The organism is Halobacillus locisalis (genome assembly GCF_013694105.1).
GTDB classification, from domain to species: Bacteria; Bacillota; Bacilli; order Bacillales; family Halobacillaceae; genus Halobacillus; species Halobacillus locisalis.
In genome coordinates, this window is the sequence record NZ_JACEFG010000001.1 from 528,279 (window position 1) to 543,415 (window position 15,137).

Genomic DNA, 15,137 nt, shown 5'->3' on the forward strand with positions numbered 1-15,137 from the left:
CACCCGGATTTCTGGTACGATAAAGGGGTGGCATCAGAGATAAAGGACGAATGTTATGACAAACAGTTATCAAGTGAAAGTGGATGGGTTTGAAGGGCCATTGGACTTGTTGCTCCATCTTATCCATCGGTATGAAATCGATATATATGATATCCCCGTTTCGCAAATCACCGATCAATATATGCAATTTATCCAGACGATGCAAGAACTCGAACTGGACCTTGCCAGTGAATATTTGGTAATGGCAGCAACTTTGCTTGCTATGAAAAGCCAAATGCTACTTCCTAATCCAACTATTGAATCCGTCGAAGAGGAAGAAATGGAAGAAGATCCGCGTGAGGATCTGATGCGCCGTCTGATCGAGTACCGGAAATTCAAACAGGCAGCCAATCAATTGAAAGAAAAAGAAGTAGAAGCGAACCGAATCTATACTCGTCCTCCTATGACGAGAGAAGATACAGAACAGACTCCTGAGATCAAAGAAGGGGAAGCGTCCGTCTACGATATGATCCAGGCGATGAGTCAATTATTGAAACGTTCTAAAGTTCAAAGTAAGCAAGAAACGAAGATACAACGAGATGAAATACCTATTCAAGTACGTATGGACGATATTCTTCAACGTGTACAGCTGTCATCAGAAGGAACCCCTTTTACTCAACTATTTGAAAAGCAAACACGTCCACACATTGTTGTGACTTTTATGGCTTTATTGGAATTGATGAAAGAACGAAGTATCATCTGTGTACAACAACAGCATTTTGAAGAATTGGTCGTTTATCCCGCCGAATAAGTAATGGAGGAACTACCATGGAGTTAGAAGAGTACAAAGCAATCATAGAAGGATTACTATTCGCCTCAGGAGAAGAGGGGATGACGATAAAAAAGCTAAGCACGTTGATGGAAATGGACCAAAGTCAACTGGGTAGCATCGTTGATGAAATGTTGATGGACTATCAACAGAAAAACCGAGGCATCACGATTATGAACGCGCAAGGGACGTTACATTTAACTACAAAGCCTGAGCACGCTTCCTATTATAAGCAATTGCTCGATTCCCCCGGTTCAACAAGGTTATCACAGGCATCCCTCGAAACACTTGCAATTATCGCCTATCAGCAGCCTATTACAAGAATTGAAATCGATGATGTCAGAGGCGTGAAAAGTGACTATGCCACAAGAACCCTTGTCAATCGGGGGCTCATCGAAGAGAAAGGTCGTAAAGATGCCATCGGGCGTCCAATCTTATATGGCACAACGAAAGAGTTTCTCACCTATTTTGGTTTGACATCAATAGACGAGCTTCCTCCTCTCTCAGAGTTTATTGAACAGCAGGATGTGGAGAATGAGGCGGATTTATTTTTTGAGAAGTTTACAGAATTTGACGAGGAATAATAAAAGGGCCCGCTATCATTAGCAGGGCTCTTTTTTAAAAAAGAATGCTATTTCAAACACCGGTTCGAGTTTATCAGAGGATAGTAGGGAGTATTCAGGACAACTATCCCTTCCATCCGGACAAGAAGTGGGCTTTATCGGACTCCTTTAAGGGTGATTCGGACAAAGGATGACCATCCGCTGTTAAGGGCAGCTGGTCCTTCCTGATTTGATTCTTGTTAAAACGAGTTCATAAGCTTGTCAATCCTAGCATAGAGTGGAATAAATGACGAGAATAGGGAGGAACACCTCTTGCGAAAGTATATGTCTGTTTGCATGATCATACCTATCATTCTTTTACTAGTACTTCCTACCACGGGACATGCTAATCCCAACCTTGGGGTTTCGGCTGAACACGCTGTATTGATGGATAGTGAATCTGGACGTGTTCTATTTGAAAAAGATGCTTATGACTCTTCTCTGATAGCCAGTACGACCAAAATCATGACCGCAATTATTGCCATTGAATCTGGCAAACTTGAAGAAAAAGTGGATGTAAGCAGTCGTGCTGTCAGAACAGAAGGTTCTTCCATTTATTTAACAGAGGATGAGGAGATTCTTTTGCGTGACCTCGTTTACGGATTGATGCTTCGGTCTGGAAATGATTCGGCAGTTGCTATCGCTGAACACGTCGGGGGCAGTGTAGAGGGATTCACCCAAATGATGAATGAAAAGGCCTTATGGCTTGGGATGAATGCCAGTCATTTTGAGAACCCGCATGGATTGGATGGAGAAACCCATTATTCTAGCGCCTATGATTTAGGCCTATTAATGGCTTATTCCATGAAAAATGATACGTTCCGTGAAGTGACGTCCAGTGAGAAGTATCGCTCTGATAACCGGGACTACGCCTGGATGAACAAAAACAAACTATTGACCAAGTATTATGAACCGACGACTGGTGGGAAAACGGGCTTCACAAAAAAAGCGGGTCGCACACTAGTCAGTAGTGCCGAGAAGGATGGATTAGAACTGATTGCGGTTACGCTGAATGCTCCAGACGATTGGAATGACCATCAAAGAATGTATGAGTGGGGATTCGAAAACTTTGAAACCGTGAAACTCCAAAGTAAAGGAATCATTGAGGCGAACGGGGAAGAGTATTATATTCCGAGGGATGTTTATGTTCCTTTGTCCTTAACTGAACAAGAAGAATTGGAAGCCGATTTCTACCGTTATCCTGTTGATCAGGCAGGCAATCTTGCAGGAGTGACGCACTATTCGATAGGGGATACCCCACTGTTGAAAGCACATGTATTAGATGAGCGTCCAAGTCAGGGGTTGATCCATGAATGTCTGAACTTCATTAAGGATATGACGGGGGTTTCGCTATGGTAAACCTCATTTGGGTATTGCTTGCTAGTGTTGGCATTATCTTTGCCGCCTTTAATGGCACGATGGAAGAAGTGAACCAAGCGATCTTTTCCACTTTAGATGAAGCTGTCATGATTACACTCAGTTTAGCGGGTGTACTCGTTTTTTGGTTAGGTTTAATGAAAATAGCAGAGGAAGCCGGGTTGCTTCGGGGGCTTGCCGCTTTATTTCGTCCTTTTGTTCAAAAGATATTCCCGGATATACCGAAAGACGACCCAGCTATGGGGTATATTTTATCCAATATGACCGCAAACATGTTTGGGCTTGGCAATGCGGCGACACCTATGGGTTTGAAAGCTATGAAAGAATTAAAACGATTATCTGGATCTGATAAAGCGAGCCGTTCGATGATCACGTTTCTTGCCATCAACACATCTTCTCTGACCCTGATTCCGACCACCGTCATCGCCATCCGCATGAAATACGGCTCTGTTGCTCCGACGAGTATTGTAGGCGCGACGATTATCGCGACCATCATTTCGACATGTGCGGCATTGTTGATTGATCGATTCTTCCATTACAGGCGTACGAGGATGTTGAACCATGATTAGTATTTGGTTCATACCTGGCATCATCCTCCTCGTATTGGCAATGGCTACGTGGAAGAGAGTTCCAGCCTATGAAGTATTCGTCGAAGGAAGTAAAGAGGGGATACAGATTGCCATATCCCTGTTACCTTTCTTACTTGGGATGATGGTTTCCATTGCCATTTTCCAGGCATCCGGTGCAATGGGAGCGATCTTGAAGGTGTTCGAACCGCTTATGCAAGCGATAGGGGTACCGGAAGAAATTCTCCCCCTCGCCTTCATCCGGCCCATTTCGGGGACGGCGGCGCTCAGTATGACGACAGAGTTAATCCGCACATTCGGGCCTGATTCTTTGATTGGCCAACTTGCCTCTACCATGCAAGGTAGTACAGATACAACTCTCTATATCATTACGGTCTATTTTGGTGCTGTGGGCATTAAACGGATGGGGGATGCCTTGAAAGTTGGACTACTGGCAGATTTAGTTGGTATAATAGCAGCAATCGTTGTTGTGTTCATCCTATTTCAATGATAGGATGTTTTTTTATTGTCCAAATTATGAACATGCAAGATCGACAACGCATGAGCTTACTCGCTATTGTTCTCATTTGACTGGGAAATGTGTATAATGTAGGTGAGTGAAAGCCTTGTTGTCAGTAAGGACGACGAGGTTTCTTATCCTGTCAAAAAATAATATGTAAATAGAAGGTTGGTGACGGTCCCATGGCAAACATGGAACGACTGCAGAAGGTGATCGCACATGCTGGTGTAGCATCAAGAAGAAAAGCAGAGCAAATGATTACAGAAGGAAAAGTAACCGTGAACGGAGAAACCGTAACAGAACTTGGGACGAAAGTAAGCTCGAATGATGACGTGGAAGTCAACGGGATTCCGATCGATAAAGAAGAACCCGTGTATTACTTGCTTTACAAGCCTCGCGGAGTCATCTCAAGTGTAAAAGATGATAAAGGAAGGAAAGTCGTAACGGACTTTTTACCGGAAGTGAAAGAACGGATCTTCCCGATCGGTCGATTGGACTATGATACGTCAGGTGTCTTGCTGCTGACGAATGATGGTGAATTCGCCAATCAACTGATGCATCCGAGTCACGAGGTTGACAAAGTGTACGTTGTTAAGACGAAAGGTATTCCGACTTCTGACCAAATTAAAAAGTTGAAAAAAGGGGTAACCGCAGACGGGGAGTATTTGAAAGCCGTTCATGCAAAGGTCATGTCGACGGATGGTAAGAAAAATACGGCCATTGTCCAAGTGATTTTGCACGAGGGCAAGAACAGGCAAGTTCGCCGGATGTTCGATGCGCTCGGTTTCCCTGTGGACAAGCTGAAGCGTGAGCGTTACGGGATGATCGATTTACACGGAATGAACGCAGGGGACTCGAGGCCGCTAAAACCTCATGAAGTAAAACAGTTACGAAAGCTTGCGGAAGAAAATGTTGAATAACGTTCAAATTTAACGTTTCCAAACAATGATATAATGGGTTGGGAGTGAAGTACATGAAAGAATCAACACTTAAGAAAAAACAAAAACGTTTAATCTTTCGTTCTGCCATGCTTCTCGTTATGGCTGGTCTCGTTGTATTTGCCGTCGTATCAAGCCTTGGCGGAGAAGATGCCGTCATTGCCAAAGGAGAAAAGGCACCAAACTTTCAACTGAAGAAATTTGGGACGGATGAGACGGTTGATCTTCGGGATTTAGAAGGTAAAGGAGTCATGTTGAATTTCTGGGCCACGTATTGCGAACCATGTAAGGATGAAATGCCATATATGGAAGAACTATACGACAAGTATGAAAACCAGGGAGTAGAGATCCTGGCGATCAATTTGGACTCTACGGATATTGTCGTGGAAAGGTTTTTGCAAGAGTATGGACTCACTTTCCCGATTCTTCGTGATGAAAGCGGTCAAGTGATGGACCTTTATCAGATTGGTCCCATCCCGACATCCATATTCATTAATCCTGAAGGTGAAATTGTCGAGCAAGTTCGCGGAGCACTGACGCTTAGCAAGTTAGATGGCTACCTCCAACAAATCACTCCAGAGTAAGTCTATTCAATATTGTGAGGTTTTAATATGAGACAAATCAATTGTGAGTGCGGGCATGTAAACCCTGAAGGTACAGTCCTTTGTGAATCCTGCGGGAAGCCTGTTGAGGGAAACCAGCACATTGACGGGAATGAAGGGGAACAATTGTTGAATATGCGGTACGACGGTACTGCGCGGCGATCTCAGACATATAATCGTACGGTTGTCGATAAAGTCTGGAATTTCTTTTCATCCGTTAAAGTGGGTGTGTGGTTGATTGTGACCACGGTTATTGCGTCTGCTGTAGGTACAATCTTTCCACAAGAGATGTACATACCGCCTAATGTCGACCCGGCTACTCATTATCAAGATCAATTCGGACTATTAGGTCAAATCTATTACCAGTTAGGTTTCCACAACTTATTCACTTCATGGTGGTATATGATTTTGCTTGCCATGATCGGGATATCGATCATTATTGCCAGTATCGATCGCTTCTTCCCGCTTTATAAAATATTGAAGAAACAAAAACCGAAACGACACGAAACCTTTATGAAAAAGCAACGTGTATTCGGCCGTACAGAATCGGAAGACGTTGATATCGAGCGGTTCAAACAGAATTTGAAGAAACAACGGTTCAAAATTTTCGAACAGGATGGCCACTTGCTGGCAGAAAAGAACCGCTTTGCAAGATGGGGTCCTTATGTGAATCATATCGGTTTGATCGTGTTTTTGATTGGTGCATTGTTGCGCTTTGTACCAGCCTTATATATTGATGAATTCGTATGGGTCAGAGAAGGTGAAACCGCTGTAATCAGCGGTACGGAGGGCAAGTACTATATCGAGAATAAAGATTTCATCTTAGAAACCTATGATGAGAATGATGAGCGATTCCAAGACGCTATTCAAAATCAAGGTGCGCCGATTCCGAAGAACTTTCAAACCGATGCAGTGATTTATGAGCGTGTGGATGATATTGTGCCAGGCAAAGAGCCTGAGCTGGAAGTGTTGAAAGAAGCATCAGCTAAGATGAACCAACCGATTAAATTCGAGGAGTTTGCTTTATATCAAGCAAGCTATCAATTGAATGAATTTAGCGAAATGACCTTTAAGATTCATGATAAGGAAGATGAAGATACAAACTATGGCGAATTCACAGTAGATTTAACGGATCCGAAAACGGAATATGAACTTGGTAACGGGTATAATGTAGTCATTGAAAACTACTACCCAGAGTATGAGATGAACGATGGTCGTCCTGTTTCCGTTTCGAAGTTTCCTAAAAATCCAGCCTTCGTGTTCAATCTTTATCCACCCGGTGAATCAGAACCTGAGACGAGCTTCTTGGGAATCGGTGCGAATATCGATGCCAGCGGTGACAATCAGTATAAGCTGGGACTCGTCAATTTCGATGTACGTGATGTGACCGGGTTGACAGTGAAGAAGGATTACACACTTCCAATCATTGCGCTTGGCGGGGCCATCTTTATGATTGGTGTTATCCAAGGAATGTATTGGAATCACCGTCGTATATGGCTGCAACCAAAAGAAAATGGAGTGTGGATTGCTGGGCATACGAACAAGAACTGGTTTGCACTACGAAGAGATATCGGCAAGGCCGTTGAGGGCACTCGAATTGAAGAGCCCGTCGATCAGTTTGAAATGAAATCGTAGAACACTACGATAAGTAAGGAGGATCAACATGGTAGATATGCTTACAATAAGTAGTAATTTACTATATGCTTCCTTTTTCTTATATTTAATCGCTACCTTCTTCTTCGGAGGGACAATCCGCGATAGAGAAAAAGGCAGTAGTCAAATGGCTGGAAATATTGGAATCGTCATCACAATCATAGGATTCTTAAGCCAAGCCGGTTATTTTTTCACAAGGTGGTCGGCAAGTGGACATGCACCTGTCAGTAACTTATTTGAATACACTACATTCTTTGGAATGATGCTTGTCCTTGCCTTCATCGTTTTGTATTTTATCTATCACGTCAATTGGCTTGGATTATTCGCATTGCCGGTTGCCTTATTGTTGATTGCCTTTGCTAGCATGTTTCCGACTGAACTATCCCCACTCGTCCCATCTCTGCAGTCCCACTGGTTATATATCCACGTGACGACGGCATCACTTGGACAAGGGATTTTGTCGGTCAGCTTTGTTGCAGGCCTAATCTTCTTGATTAGACAAGTCGACCAGACAAATAAATCAAAACATACTTCCTGGTTAGAATTCGTCTTGTATGTGCTAGTCGCTACAATTGCGTTTATTATCATTTCCACAACATTCAGTGCGATGGAGTATGAGGCAACGTTCCAAGCACCAGTGAATGGACAAGAAGCTGAAATCACATATGAACTTCCGGCCATTGTAGGACCTGCAAGCGGCGAACTTCTATCTACAGAGGCTATGAGCCCCTTATTCAGTGCTCCTGAGTGGATGAAAGGGCAAGATGCTGCGAAGAAGCTTAATACGTTCTTATGGTCGATCTTCGGTGGAGTTGCTCTATATGGCTTGTTGCGTTTACTATTAAGAAAACGAATTGCAGCATCTATTCAACCTATGCTGAAAAGGGTAAATCCAGAATTGGTAGATGAAGTGGCGTACCGTGCTGTTGCAATCGGATTTCCTATCTTCACACTCGGCGCTTTGATTTTCGCTATGATTTGGGCTCAACAAGCTTGGGATCGCTTCTGGGGCTGGGACCCGAAAGAAGTATGGGCGTTAATCACATTCTTCTTCTATGCTGCCTATTTACACCTTCGCTTGTCTAGAGGATGGCAAGGAACGAAATCTGCTTGGCTTGCTGTCGGTGGATTCGGGATTATCATGTTCAACTTGATTGTCGTTAACCTAGTCATCTCAGGTTTACACTCGTACGCATAATGAAATGAAATCGATAAGAAGAACTACAGGAGGCAGGGGGTGAACGTCCCCTGTCATTTGTTTTATTTGATCATAAGGAGGTACTTGCGATGGAACAAGAAGCAAAGGTGTTGGTCGTAGATGACGAAGAACGCATTCGCAGATTAATCAAAATGTACTTAGAGCGTGAAGACTACGTTGTCGATGAAGCAGAAGACGGAGAAGATGCCTTAAAAAAGGCGCTCCAGCACGACTATGATGTCATATTGCTCGACTTGATGTTACCAGGAAAAGATGGCATTGAAGTGTGCAAGGAACTGCGAGAGAAAAAAGCTACCCCTGTCATCATGTTGACTGCGAAAGGGGAAGAAGCGAACCGTGTTCAAGGATTTGAAGTAGGAACAGATGACTATATCGTCAAACCCTTCAGTCCTAGAGAAGTCGTTTTACGTGTGAAAGCGTTGCTCAGACGCGCCTCAACAACACGATTTCTTGAAACGGATACGTCAGCACGGAATGTCCTTGTGTTTCCCCATATGACCATCGATAATGATGCTCATCGTGTAACTGCAGATGGAAAGGAAGTCGCTTTGACCCCTAAAGAGTATGAGTTATTGAATTTCATGGCTCAATCTCCTGATAAAGTGTTCGATCGTGAACAATTGTTGAAAGAAGTATGGCAATATGAGTTCTTTGGCGATCTAAGGACTGTCGATACCCATGTTAAACGATTGCGTGAGAAATTAAGCAAAGTCTCTGGAGAGGCAGCAAGTATGATTGTAACAGTGTGGGGGATCGGTTATAAATTTGAGGTTAATGGCGAGTGATGTTTTGGCGTAGTGTTGTAGGGAAGCTATGGTTTACCATCCTACTGCTTGTTTCGTCTGTATTGGTTTTTCTGACAATCTTACTATTAGAATTCTTTCAAAATTATCACGTCTTAGAAGCGGAAGGTCACTTGTTACAGACGGCCTCAAAAATCTCTGAAGTAGTGGAGAGATATGAGGACCGTGACTTGATGCTGTCTACTGCTTCTTTAGTAAAAGATCCAGAGAGTCGAGCCGTTATTGTATTCAATTCTGAAGACATTATGACGGCTGAAAGTGATTCTGATGACCTGCCTGATATGGACTACGAATGGTTCTCTTCAAATGAAGAGCTTTCGACTGTGCTTGAGGAAGGACGCGATGTGAAAATGGTCGCGGATCTAGAGGAAACCGATACGGGTTTAATGGTGGTTGGAACCCCCTTAGCGGATCAATCGGGAGCCGTTTTCGTTTATGAGTCGCTCGATACCATTAAAGAAACCTCAGAACAAACGACAAAAATCATTTTTCTTGGTGCCGGTATCGCCATTATTTTAACGACGATATTTGCCTTTTTCTTATCCACAAGAATTACTTCACCTCTCATTAAAATGAGGGAAAGTGCGATGGAGCTCGCCAGAGGAGAGTTTCATACAAAGATACCGATCCGTACACACGATGAGATCGGGGAACTCGCTATGGCGTTTAACCGTATGGGAAGGCAATTGAAATTCCATATCAACGCATTGAATCAAGAAAAGGAACAATTATCAGGGATTTTGCGGTCGATGGCTGATGGTGTCATTACCGTCAACCGAGAGGGAGAAGTGCTGATTTCAAATCCTCCATCCCAACAATACTTAGAAGCTTATCATTTCGAAGAGACGGGAAATACGCTGGCCGAAACAGACCCTGTTCGATTACCGGAACCACTTCAACAGTTGTTTGAAAAAGTCATTCGTACAGAAGAGGAAACGATGACGGAAGTTTCTTTGCAAGGGCGGTCATGGGTCATCATCATGACGCCATTATATGACCGCTTCAAAGTACGAGGCGCTGTGGCGGTTTTGCGTGATATGACAGATGAGCGGAGGCTCAATAAATTGCGTAAAGACTTCATTGCGAATGTTTCGCACGAATTGCGTACTCCGATTTCCATGCTTCAAGGGTATAGTGAAGCAATCGTTGATGATATTGCCGAAACCAAGGAAGATAAAAATGAACTGGCTCAGATCATACACGATGAATCGCTGAGAATCGGCCGCCTCGTGAATGAGCTATTAGATTTAGCTCGAATGGAAGCAGGGCATATCACATTGAATAAGGAAGAAATCAATATGATCCCCTATATGAACAAGATCATCCGGAAATTTCACGGAATAGCGAGTGAACATGGAGTTGAGCTATCGCTAGAAATGAACGCGGATCTTGGTTCTGTCGTGTTCGATGGAGACCGGATCGAGCAGGTGTTCACGAATTTGATTGATAACGCAATCCGTCATACAAAAGCGAACGGATTTGTAACCGTTTCTGTTGATGAAGGGGATGGAGATTGGATTGCTTCTGTTCATGACTCTGGTCAAGGGATTACAGAAGAGGATCTACCCTTTGTTTTTGAGCGCTTCTATAAAGCAGATAAGTCGAGAAAGCGGGATCATACCTCTCAGAAAAAGGGAACAGGACTCGGGCTTGCTATCGCTAAGAATATCGTAGAAGCACACCGCGGAACGATCAGCGTGCATAGTAAATGGGAAGAAGGAACGACATTCAGTTTTCGTCTCCCCAAAGATCTAGAAATGACGGAATAGTAGGTTGCTTATTCTCTTTAGTTAAGGTAGAGTTTAAGTAGGAATTAAATTAGTAGGATTCAGGTGCCTGTTTCAGGCTGAAAAGGGAATCTGGTTGAAAGCCAGAACTGTCCTCGCAACTGTAAGTGTTGACGAAAAGGAAGTTCCACTGCGATGATCGCGGGAAGGATCCTTAGTAGGGTGACGCACGAGTCAGTAGACCTGCCGAATCTGATGTTTCAAAGCTTCGGGGATTGAGCGTTTGAGACAACCGATCGGTCTTCTGCCACCATTGTGGCACCTATCTGGTTTGTCTTAAGCTTGTCCTTGTTTATCAAGGGCAAGCTTTTTTGTTTTTGAGGTGGGGTACATAACAGAGCCGTCGTTGTCCAACGTCCTTTCTATCCAGTAATGGAACTAATTCCAAAACGGAAAGGATGGAAATATCACATGAAGAAACTTTATTCACTAGCTTTAACACTGTGCCTGGCTTTAGGGGTTCTCGCCGGCTGTGGAACTTCATCTGTTCAAGAAGGAACAGGGGCTACCCAAGAAGAAGCAAAGCAGGAAATCAGCGCCACTATCACTTTATCTCAAAACAATGGGGAAGAGAAAATGGCGAATGAAGAAGTTACGGTAGAACAAGGTACAACACTTCTTGAGGCGATGGAAAATACTTTCGAAGTGGACGTGAGTGAAGGCTTTATCAATGGCATTGAAGGCATATCGATGGACGAAGAGAAGAAAATGGCATGGACCTATACAATCAATGGAGAAGAAGCGATGGTCGGTGCTGGGGAATATGAATTAGAACAAGGAGACGATATTGTTTTTGATTACCATTCATGGGAATGATCAGTAAATGAATACGTATAAAATGACATTGATTGCGATGCTTGCCGCTTTAGCCGTTGCAGGAAGAGTCGCGTTATCACAGTTCCCGAATATCCAACCGGTCACGGCCATCATCATCTTGACCGGATTTTGGTTGGGGCCATCAGCCGGCATTGTGATGGCATTATTGACAACATTCGTATCGAACATGGTGCTCGGAACAGGTGTATGGACAATATGGCAGATCATTGCATGGTCTCTTATCGGAGTAGGAGCGGGTGTACTCGGTAAAGTTTGGAAAACCACACCGACATGGATTTTATCCGTTTATGGTGCTTTGAGTGGATTCTTTTTTGGAATGATCATATCACTCACAATGCGAGCAGCGGGCCAGCCATTCTGGGCCTACTATCTGGCGGGGCTACCATTCGATATCAACCACGCTGTTTCCAACAGTGTGTTCATTCTAGTGCTTTCTCCTGTATTAGCCAAGTTGTTCCAAAGGTATGAAAATCAATTACAAGTGATACCGAAAGTGTAGAAAAGCGTCTGGCGGATAGCCAGACGCTTTTCAGATTGTTGAGAAAGCTACTTTCGGTTCTTCCAAGTTGAGAAGAGACCGGTGGCGTGGAAGCGACTCCCTTTCCGCAGGAGGCTTGCCGGCTCCCCTGCAGGAAAGCGAGTCGTTTTCCATCCCGCGGTATTCTTATATAATCTAACAGAACCGTTCCACTACCTTCTTCAACAACCTGAAAAGCGTGTGGCGGATAGCCAGATGCTTTTTTCAGTTTAATGTACATTAACTTGAGTGAAAGTGGAACAGTCAAGAATGGTTTCTTTTTCTAGATCCTCATATTAAGATAGAAGTGTAACTTTTTAATACATAGAACGACTATATAAATGAGCAGGAGGTACGAGATGTGAAACCGTTCTTTGATGAATTATACGAAAAGTATCATCAGGACTTATTCCAATACATTATCTACATGGTCAAAGACCGGGATTTAGCTGAAGATCTAGTCCAGGATGTTTACATGAAAGTATTGAAGTCTTATGACACGTTTGACGGACGCAGTAGTGAAAAGACGTGGCTATTCTCAGTGGCTCGCCATGTGACAATCGATTATTTCCGTAAACAGAAGAGAAAAAGAAAACGGATTATGGACTTTTTTGATTGGGGAGAAAAAGGCGAGGAGTTGAAAGATCAATCCCGTCTCCCAGAGGAGATAGCTGTTCAAAATGAGGAGATGCAATCGGTTTACAAGTCTTTAGATGATTGCACGATAGACCAGAGGAGTGTCATTGTGCTCAGGTTCATCCAAGGCATGTCGATTCAAGAGACAGCCGAAGTACTGAGTTGGAGTGAAAGCAAAGTGAAGACAACCCAACATAGAGGAATGAAAGCGTTGAAAAATAAACTGGAAAAATCGAAGGAAGGAGGGGTACAACGTGAAGCGTAAGTCCTATGATGACAACCAGATCGAGGAGTTACTGAAAAACCTCCCACCTATTCAAGATCAACAAAACAAAGACGACTTATACAGACAAATCAACAATCGGATGCACGCACCAAAAAGGCCAAAACCTCAATGGATTGTGCCCGCCTTCGCATCGGTATTCGTTCTATTTATTCTGGTCATGATTGTTCCATCTATTTTCAGTTCGATGAGTGGACAATTTTCTCAATCTTCTAATGAGGAATCGACATCTGAAAGTGCGGAGTCATCAATGGAGGGAAATACGGAAAGTAGCGGAGAAGAGACTAGTGAGGAAAGTGGCTCCGATCACTCATCTGATGAGGGAATAACCGGTGATCAAGCAGAAGAAGAACTGGCTGATAGAGAAGAACAAACGGAGTCGACGAGTGATCCCGTGCCACTCGCTGTTGAACGGTACACAACCACTTCAGAAGGCGTCCCAAGAGTATATTTCGATTCACAAGGGCAAGTCCTGATACCTGTTACGTGGATAACGGAAGACTCCGATCCAAGCTCTTTTTCTCCTGATTTATATGGATTAACTCAAGTTGAAGTAGATTATACTTTCACAGCGCTGGAAGATGAGGTGGAAGTCGTATTTCCTACCGACTTTGTCTCGAATGGTAGCGCAATTGATCAAGCGGTCGCACGCTCCATTCAATGGAGAGCTGCCGCCTATGATGCCGATTCAATTCGTTTGAGAACGAAAGAAGGTGAGCCTGTTAACTTAGGTAACTTCGGCGAGATCGAGGAAATCTCCCCTATTGCAGAGGGGCGTTACATTTATCATATATTCACGAGTACAACGGGAGAACGCTTCTTAGTTCCGGTAGCTTTTAACGGGAGTTTTGAAGAAGCGGTGGAAAACATGAAAGAAGACCGTCCTGCAACAAAGGCTCCGGTACCTGATCACGTATCTTTTTCCTCTATTGAACGAATGGGAAATGCGGTACAAATCAATCTCACTCATAATGAATGGAAGGATCCGCAAGAACGTATTACCGCTGTCGAAGCCATATTGATGACAGCCAAACAGTACGGGTTTGAACATGTTTTGTTTACGGGAATAAGTCCTAGGGAAGATTCCATATATAATTACCAGCAACAAATAGAAGTACCGAACTCGATCAACCCACTTCAACCATAGCCTGAGTCCCCTTGCACCATTGTTGTGAGGGGGTTTTTGCTTTTCGATAGGTGCAGGGTTTGTTCTCGTGTTAAAATAATAGAGATGTGAAGAAAGGAACGATCCATCATGGATAAAGAACAATTGAGGATGCAAGTGTCTGAAAAAATGAAATTGATCCGAGTGGAGTCCGGCTATACCCAAAATCGTATGGCTGAATGTTTAGGATTATCAAAAAAGACATTGGTACAAATAGAAAAAGGCCGGACGATTGCCGGATGGACGACCGTGGTTGCCGTATGTGCATTATTTCAAGGCAGTGAAGTGTTGAAAGGGCTGCTTGGAGATGCGCCGCTTGAAATCGTAGAGACGCTTGCGCACGATCAAGTAGAAAGGCCTTCTGGGCAGACAATGGGCGGGAAAGTGTGGTGGCAATCGCTCGAGGAGAACGATTCGTTTATTCTTCAGCAAAATGTCATCAGTCAGCATTACCGGATCATCGATCATCATCACCAGCGCTGGTTCTCGAGCTTCGATGAGGAAGAGGTGAAGCGGCGTTTTTCTGAATTGAGTCATAACTAAAACCCCCTTCCATAAGAAGGGGGTCCTAATCATTCATGCTTGAGTGGATCGCCGTTAAAAGGTGCATCAGCAATCTTTATAGAATCCGTAGGGCATCCTTCAAGGGCATCTTCCATATCCTCTTCATACAACTCCGGTACTTCTTCTGTTCCTTCGTTCTCATCAAGAACAACGTATGCAATTCCTTCATCATCATAATCATAAATATCTGGAGCGGCTGCACCGCAAGCACCGCAAGCAATACATGTATCTTTATCAACAATCGTGAACTTAGCCAAGAC

Annotated in this window: 17 protein-coding genes and 1 riboswitch; of the genes, 16 read left to right on the top strand and 1 reads right to left on the bottom strand. The window is 43.7% G+C overall.

Annotated features, from left to right (window positions below):
• Positions 1 to 55 precede the first annotated feature (55 nt).
• From H0266_RS02800 to H0266_RS02875, 16 genes are all read left to right on the top strand, one after another.
• A complete protein-coding gene (locus tag H0266_RS02800) occupies positions 56 to 790 on the top strand; it encodes a segregation/condensation protein A (protein WP_181470856.1) in 735 nt (244 codons plus the stop codon).
• A gap of 17 nt (positions 791 to 807) precedes the next feature.
• Positions 808 to 1,392: an SMC-Scp complex subunit ScpB gene (scpB, locus tag H0266_RS02805; RefSeq protein ID WP_181470857.1), complete on the top strand. Its 585-nt coding sequence runs from the start codon at positions 808 to 810 to the stop codon at positions 1,390 to 1,392.
• Between the two features lie 303 nt (positions 1,393 to 1,695).
• Positions 1,696 to 2,769, top strand: a complete 1,074-nt coding sequence (locus tag H0266_RS02810; RefSeq protein ID WP_181471708.1) for a D-alanyl-D-alanine carboxypeptidase family protein — start codon at positions 1,696 to 1,698, stop codon at positions 2,767 to 2,769.
• The gene (locus H0266_RS02815) at positions 2,763 to 3,356 is read left to right on the top strand and encodes a nucleoside recognition domain-containing protein (RefSeq protein ID WP_181470858.1); all 594 of its coding nucleotides are present in this window, start codon (positions 2,763 to 2,765) and stop codon (positions 3,354 to 3,356) included. Before H0266_RS02810 ends, H0266_RS02815 begins: the two co-directional genes overlap by 7 nt.
• Positions 3,349 to 3,864: a spore maturation protein gene (locus H0266_RS02820; RefSeq protein ID WP_181470859.1), complete on the top strand. Its 516-nt coding sequence runs from the start codon at positions 3,349 to 3,351 to the stop codon at positions 3,862 to 3,864. Before H0266_RS02815 ends, H0266_RS02820 begins: the two co-directional genes overlap by 8 nt.
• A gap of 200 nt (positions 3,865 to 4,064) precedes the next feature.
• A complete protein-coding gene (locus H0266_RS02825) occupies positions 4,065 to 4,793 on the top strand; it encodes a pseudouridine synthase (RefSeq protein ID WP_181471709.1) in 729 nt (242 codons plus the stop codon).
• Positions 4,794 to 4,846: 53 nt separating this feature from the next.
• Positions 4,847 to 5,395, top strand: coding sequence for a thiol-disulfide oxidoreductase ResA (gene resA, locus H0266_RS02830; protein ID WP_181470860.1), 549 nt, complete (start codon positions 4,847 to 4,849; stop codon positions 5,393 to 5,395).
• 27 nt (positions 5,396 to 5,422) lie between these two features.
• A complete protein-coding gene (gene resB, locus H0266_RS02835; RefSeq protein WP_181470861.1) occupies positions 5,423 to 7,048 on the top strand; it encodes a cytochrome c biogenesis protein ResB in 1,626 nt (541 codons plus the stop codon).
• 28 nt (positions 7,049 to 7,076) lie between these two features.
• Positions 7,077 to 8,264 (top strand): c-type cytochrome biogenesis protein CcsB, encoded by a 1,188-nt coding sequence (gene ccsB, locus H0266_RS02840; RefSeq protein WP_281374205.1) that lies wholly within the window; start codon positions 7,077 to 7,079, stop codon positions 8,262 to 8,264.
• 89 nt (positions 8,265 to 8,353) lie between these two features.
• Positions 8,354 to 9,070, top strand: coding sequence for a response regulator transcription factor (locus H0266_RS02845; RefSeq protein WP_181470862.1), 717 nt, complete (start codon positions 8,354 to 8,356; stop codon positions 9,068 to 9,070).
• On the top strand, positions 9,070 to 10,857 hold the full coding sequence (locus H0266_RS02850; RefSeq protein WP_181470863.1) for an ATP-binding protein: 1,788 nt from the start codon (positions 9,070 to 9,072) through the stop codon (positions 10,855 to 10,857). Before H0266_RS02845 ends, H0266_RS02850 begins: the two co-directional genes overlap by 1 nt.
• A 43-nt stretch (positions 10,858 to 10,900) precedes the next feature.
• Positions 10,901 to 11,080, top strand: a riboswitch (cobalamin riboswitch).
• A 206-nt stretch (positions 11,081 to 11,286) separates the two neighbouring features.
• Positions 11,287 to 11,691, top strand: a complete 405-nt coding sequence (locus H0266_RS02855; protein ID WP_181470864.1) for a DUF4430 domain-containing protein — start codon at positions 11,287 to 11,289, stop codon at positions 11,689 to 11,691.
• A 7-nt stretch (positions 11,692 to 11,698) separates the two neighbouring features.
• Entirely contained in the window at positions 11,699 to 12,211 is a 513-nt protein-coding gene (locus H0266_RS02860; protein ID WP_181470865.1) for an ECF transporter S component, read from the top strand.
• A gap of 379 nt (positions 12,212 to 12,590) precedes the next feature.
• Entirely contained in the window at positions 12,591 to 13,130 is a 540-nt protein-coding gene (gene sigX, locus H0266_RS02865) for an RNA polymerase sigma factor SigX (RefSeq protein WP_181470866.1), read from the top strand.
• Positions 13,120 to 14,295: a hypothetical protein gene (locus tag H0266_RS02870; protein WP_181470867.1), complete on the top strand. Its 1,176-nt coding sequence runs from the start codon at positions 13,120 to 13,122 to the stop codon at positions 14,293 to 14,295. The genes sigX and H0266_RS02870 overlap by 11 nt, the downstream gene beginning before the upstream one ends.
• A 108-nt stretch (positions 14,296 to 14,403) precedes the next feature.
• On the top strand, positions 14,404 to 14,856 hold the full coding sequence (locus H0266_RS02875) for a helix-turn-helix transcriptional regulator (RefSeq protein ID WP_181470868.1): 453 nt from the start codon (positions 14,404 to 14,406) through the stop codon (positions 14,854 to 14,856).
• A gap of 29 nt (positions 14,857 to 14,885) precedes the next feature.
• Here H0266_RS02875 and H0266_RS02880 read toward each other — a convergent pair whose 3' ends face one another.
• The gene (locus tag H0266_RS02880) at positions 14,886 to 15,134 is read right to left on the bottom strand and encodes a ferredoxin (protein WP_181470869.1); all 249 of its coding nucleotides are present in this window, start codon (positions 15,132 to 15,134) and stop codon (positions 14,886 to 14,888) included.
• Positions 15,135 to 15,137: the final 3 nt, after the last annotated feature.

Bases quoted from the DNA above. Each gene is read 5' to 3' on its own strand.
- ccsB (WP_281374205.1), top strand. From the start codon at position 7,077: ATGGTAGATATGCTTACAATAAGTAGTAATTTACTATATGCTTCCTTT.
- H0266_RS02820 (WP_181470859.1), top strand. From the start codon at position 3,349: ATGATTAGTATTTGGTTCATACCTGGCATCATCCTCCTCGTATTGGCA.
- H0266_RS02850 (WP_181470863.1), top strand. From the start codon at position 9,070: ATGTTTTGGCGTAGTGTTGTAGGGAAGCTATGGTTTACCATCCTACTG.
- scpB (WP_181470857.1), top strand. From the start codon at position 808: ATGGAGTTAGAAGAGTACAAAGCAATCATAGAAGGATTACTATTCGCC.
- H0266_RS02810 (WP_181471708.1), top strand. From the start codon at position 1,696: ATGTCTGTTTGCATGATCATACCTATCATTCTTTTACTAGTACTTCCT.
- H0266_RS02855 (WP_181470864.1), top strand. From the start codon at position 11,287: ATGAAGAAACTTTATTCACTAGCTTTAACACTGTGCCTGGCTTTAGGG.
- resB (WP_181470861.1), top strand. From the start codon at position 5,423: ATGAGACAAATCAATTGTGAGTGCGGGCATGTAAACCCTGAAGGTACA.
- H0266_RS02875 (WP_181470868.1), top strand. From the start codon at position 14,404: ATGGATAAAGAACAATTGAGGATGCAAGTGTCTGAAAAAATGAAATTG.
- H0266_RS02800 (WP_181470856.1), top strand. From the start codon at position 56: ATGACAAACAGTTATCAAGTGAAAGTGGATGGGTTTGAAGGGCCATTG.
- H0266_RS02825 (WP_181471709.1), top strand. From the start codon at position 4,065: ATGGAACGACTGCAGAAGGTGATCGCACATGCTGGTGTAGCATCAAGA.
- resA (WP_181470860.1), top strand. From the start codon at position 4,847: ATGAAAGAATCAACACTTAAGAAAAAACAAAAACGTTTAATCTTTCGT.
- H0266_RS02815 (WP_181470858.1), top strand. From the start codon at position 2,763: ATGGTAAACCTCATTTGGGTATTGCTTGCTAGTGTTGGCATTATCTTT.
- H0266_RS02860 (WP_181470865.1), top strand. From the start codon at position 11,699: ATGAATACGTATAAAATGACATTGATTGCGATGCTTGCCGCTTTAGCC.
- H0266_RS02845 (WP_181470862.1), top strand. From the start codon at position 8,354: ATGGAACAAGAAGCAAAGGTGTTGGTCGTAGATGACGAAGAACGCATT.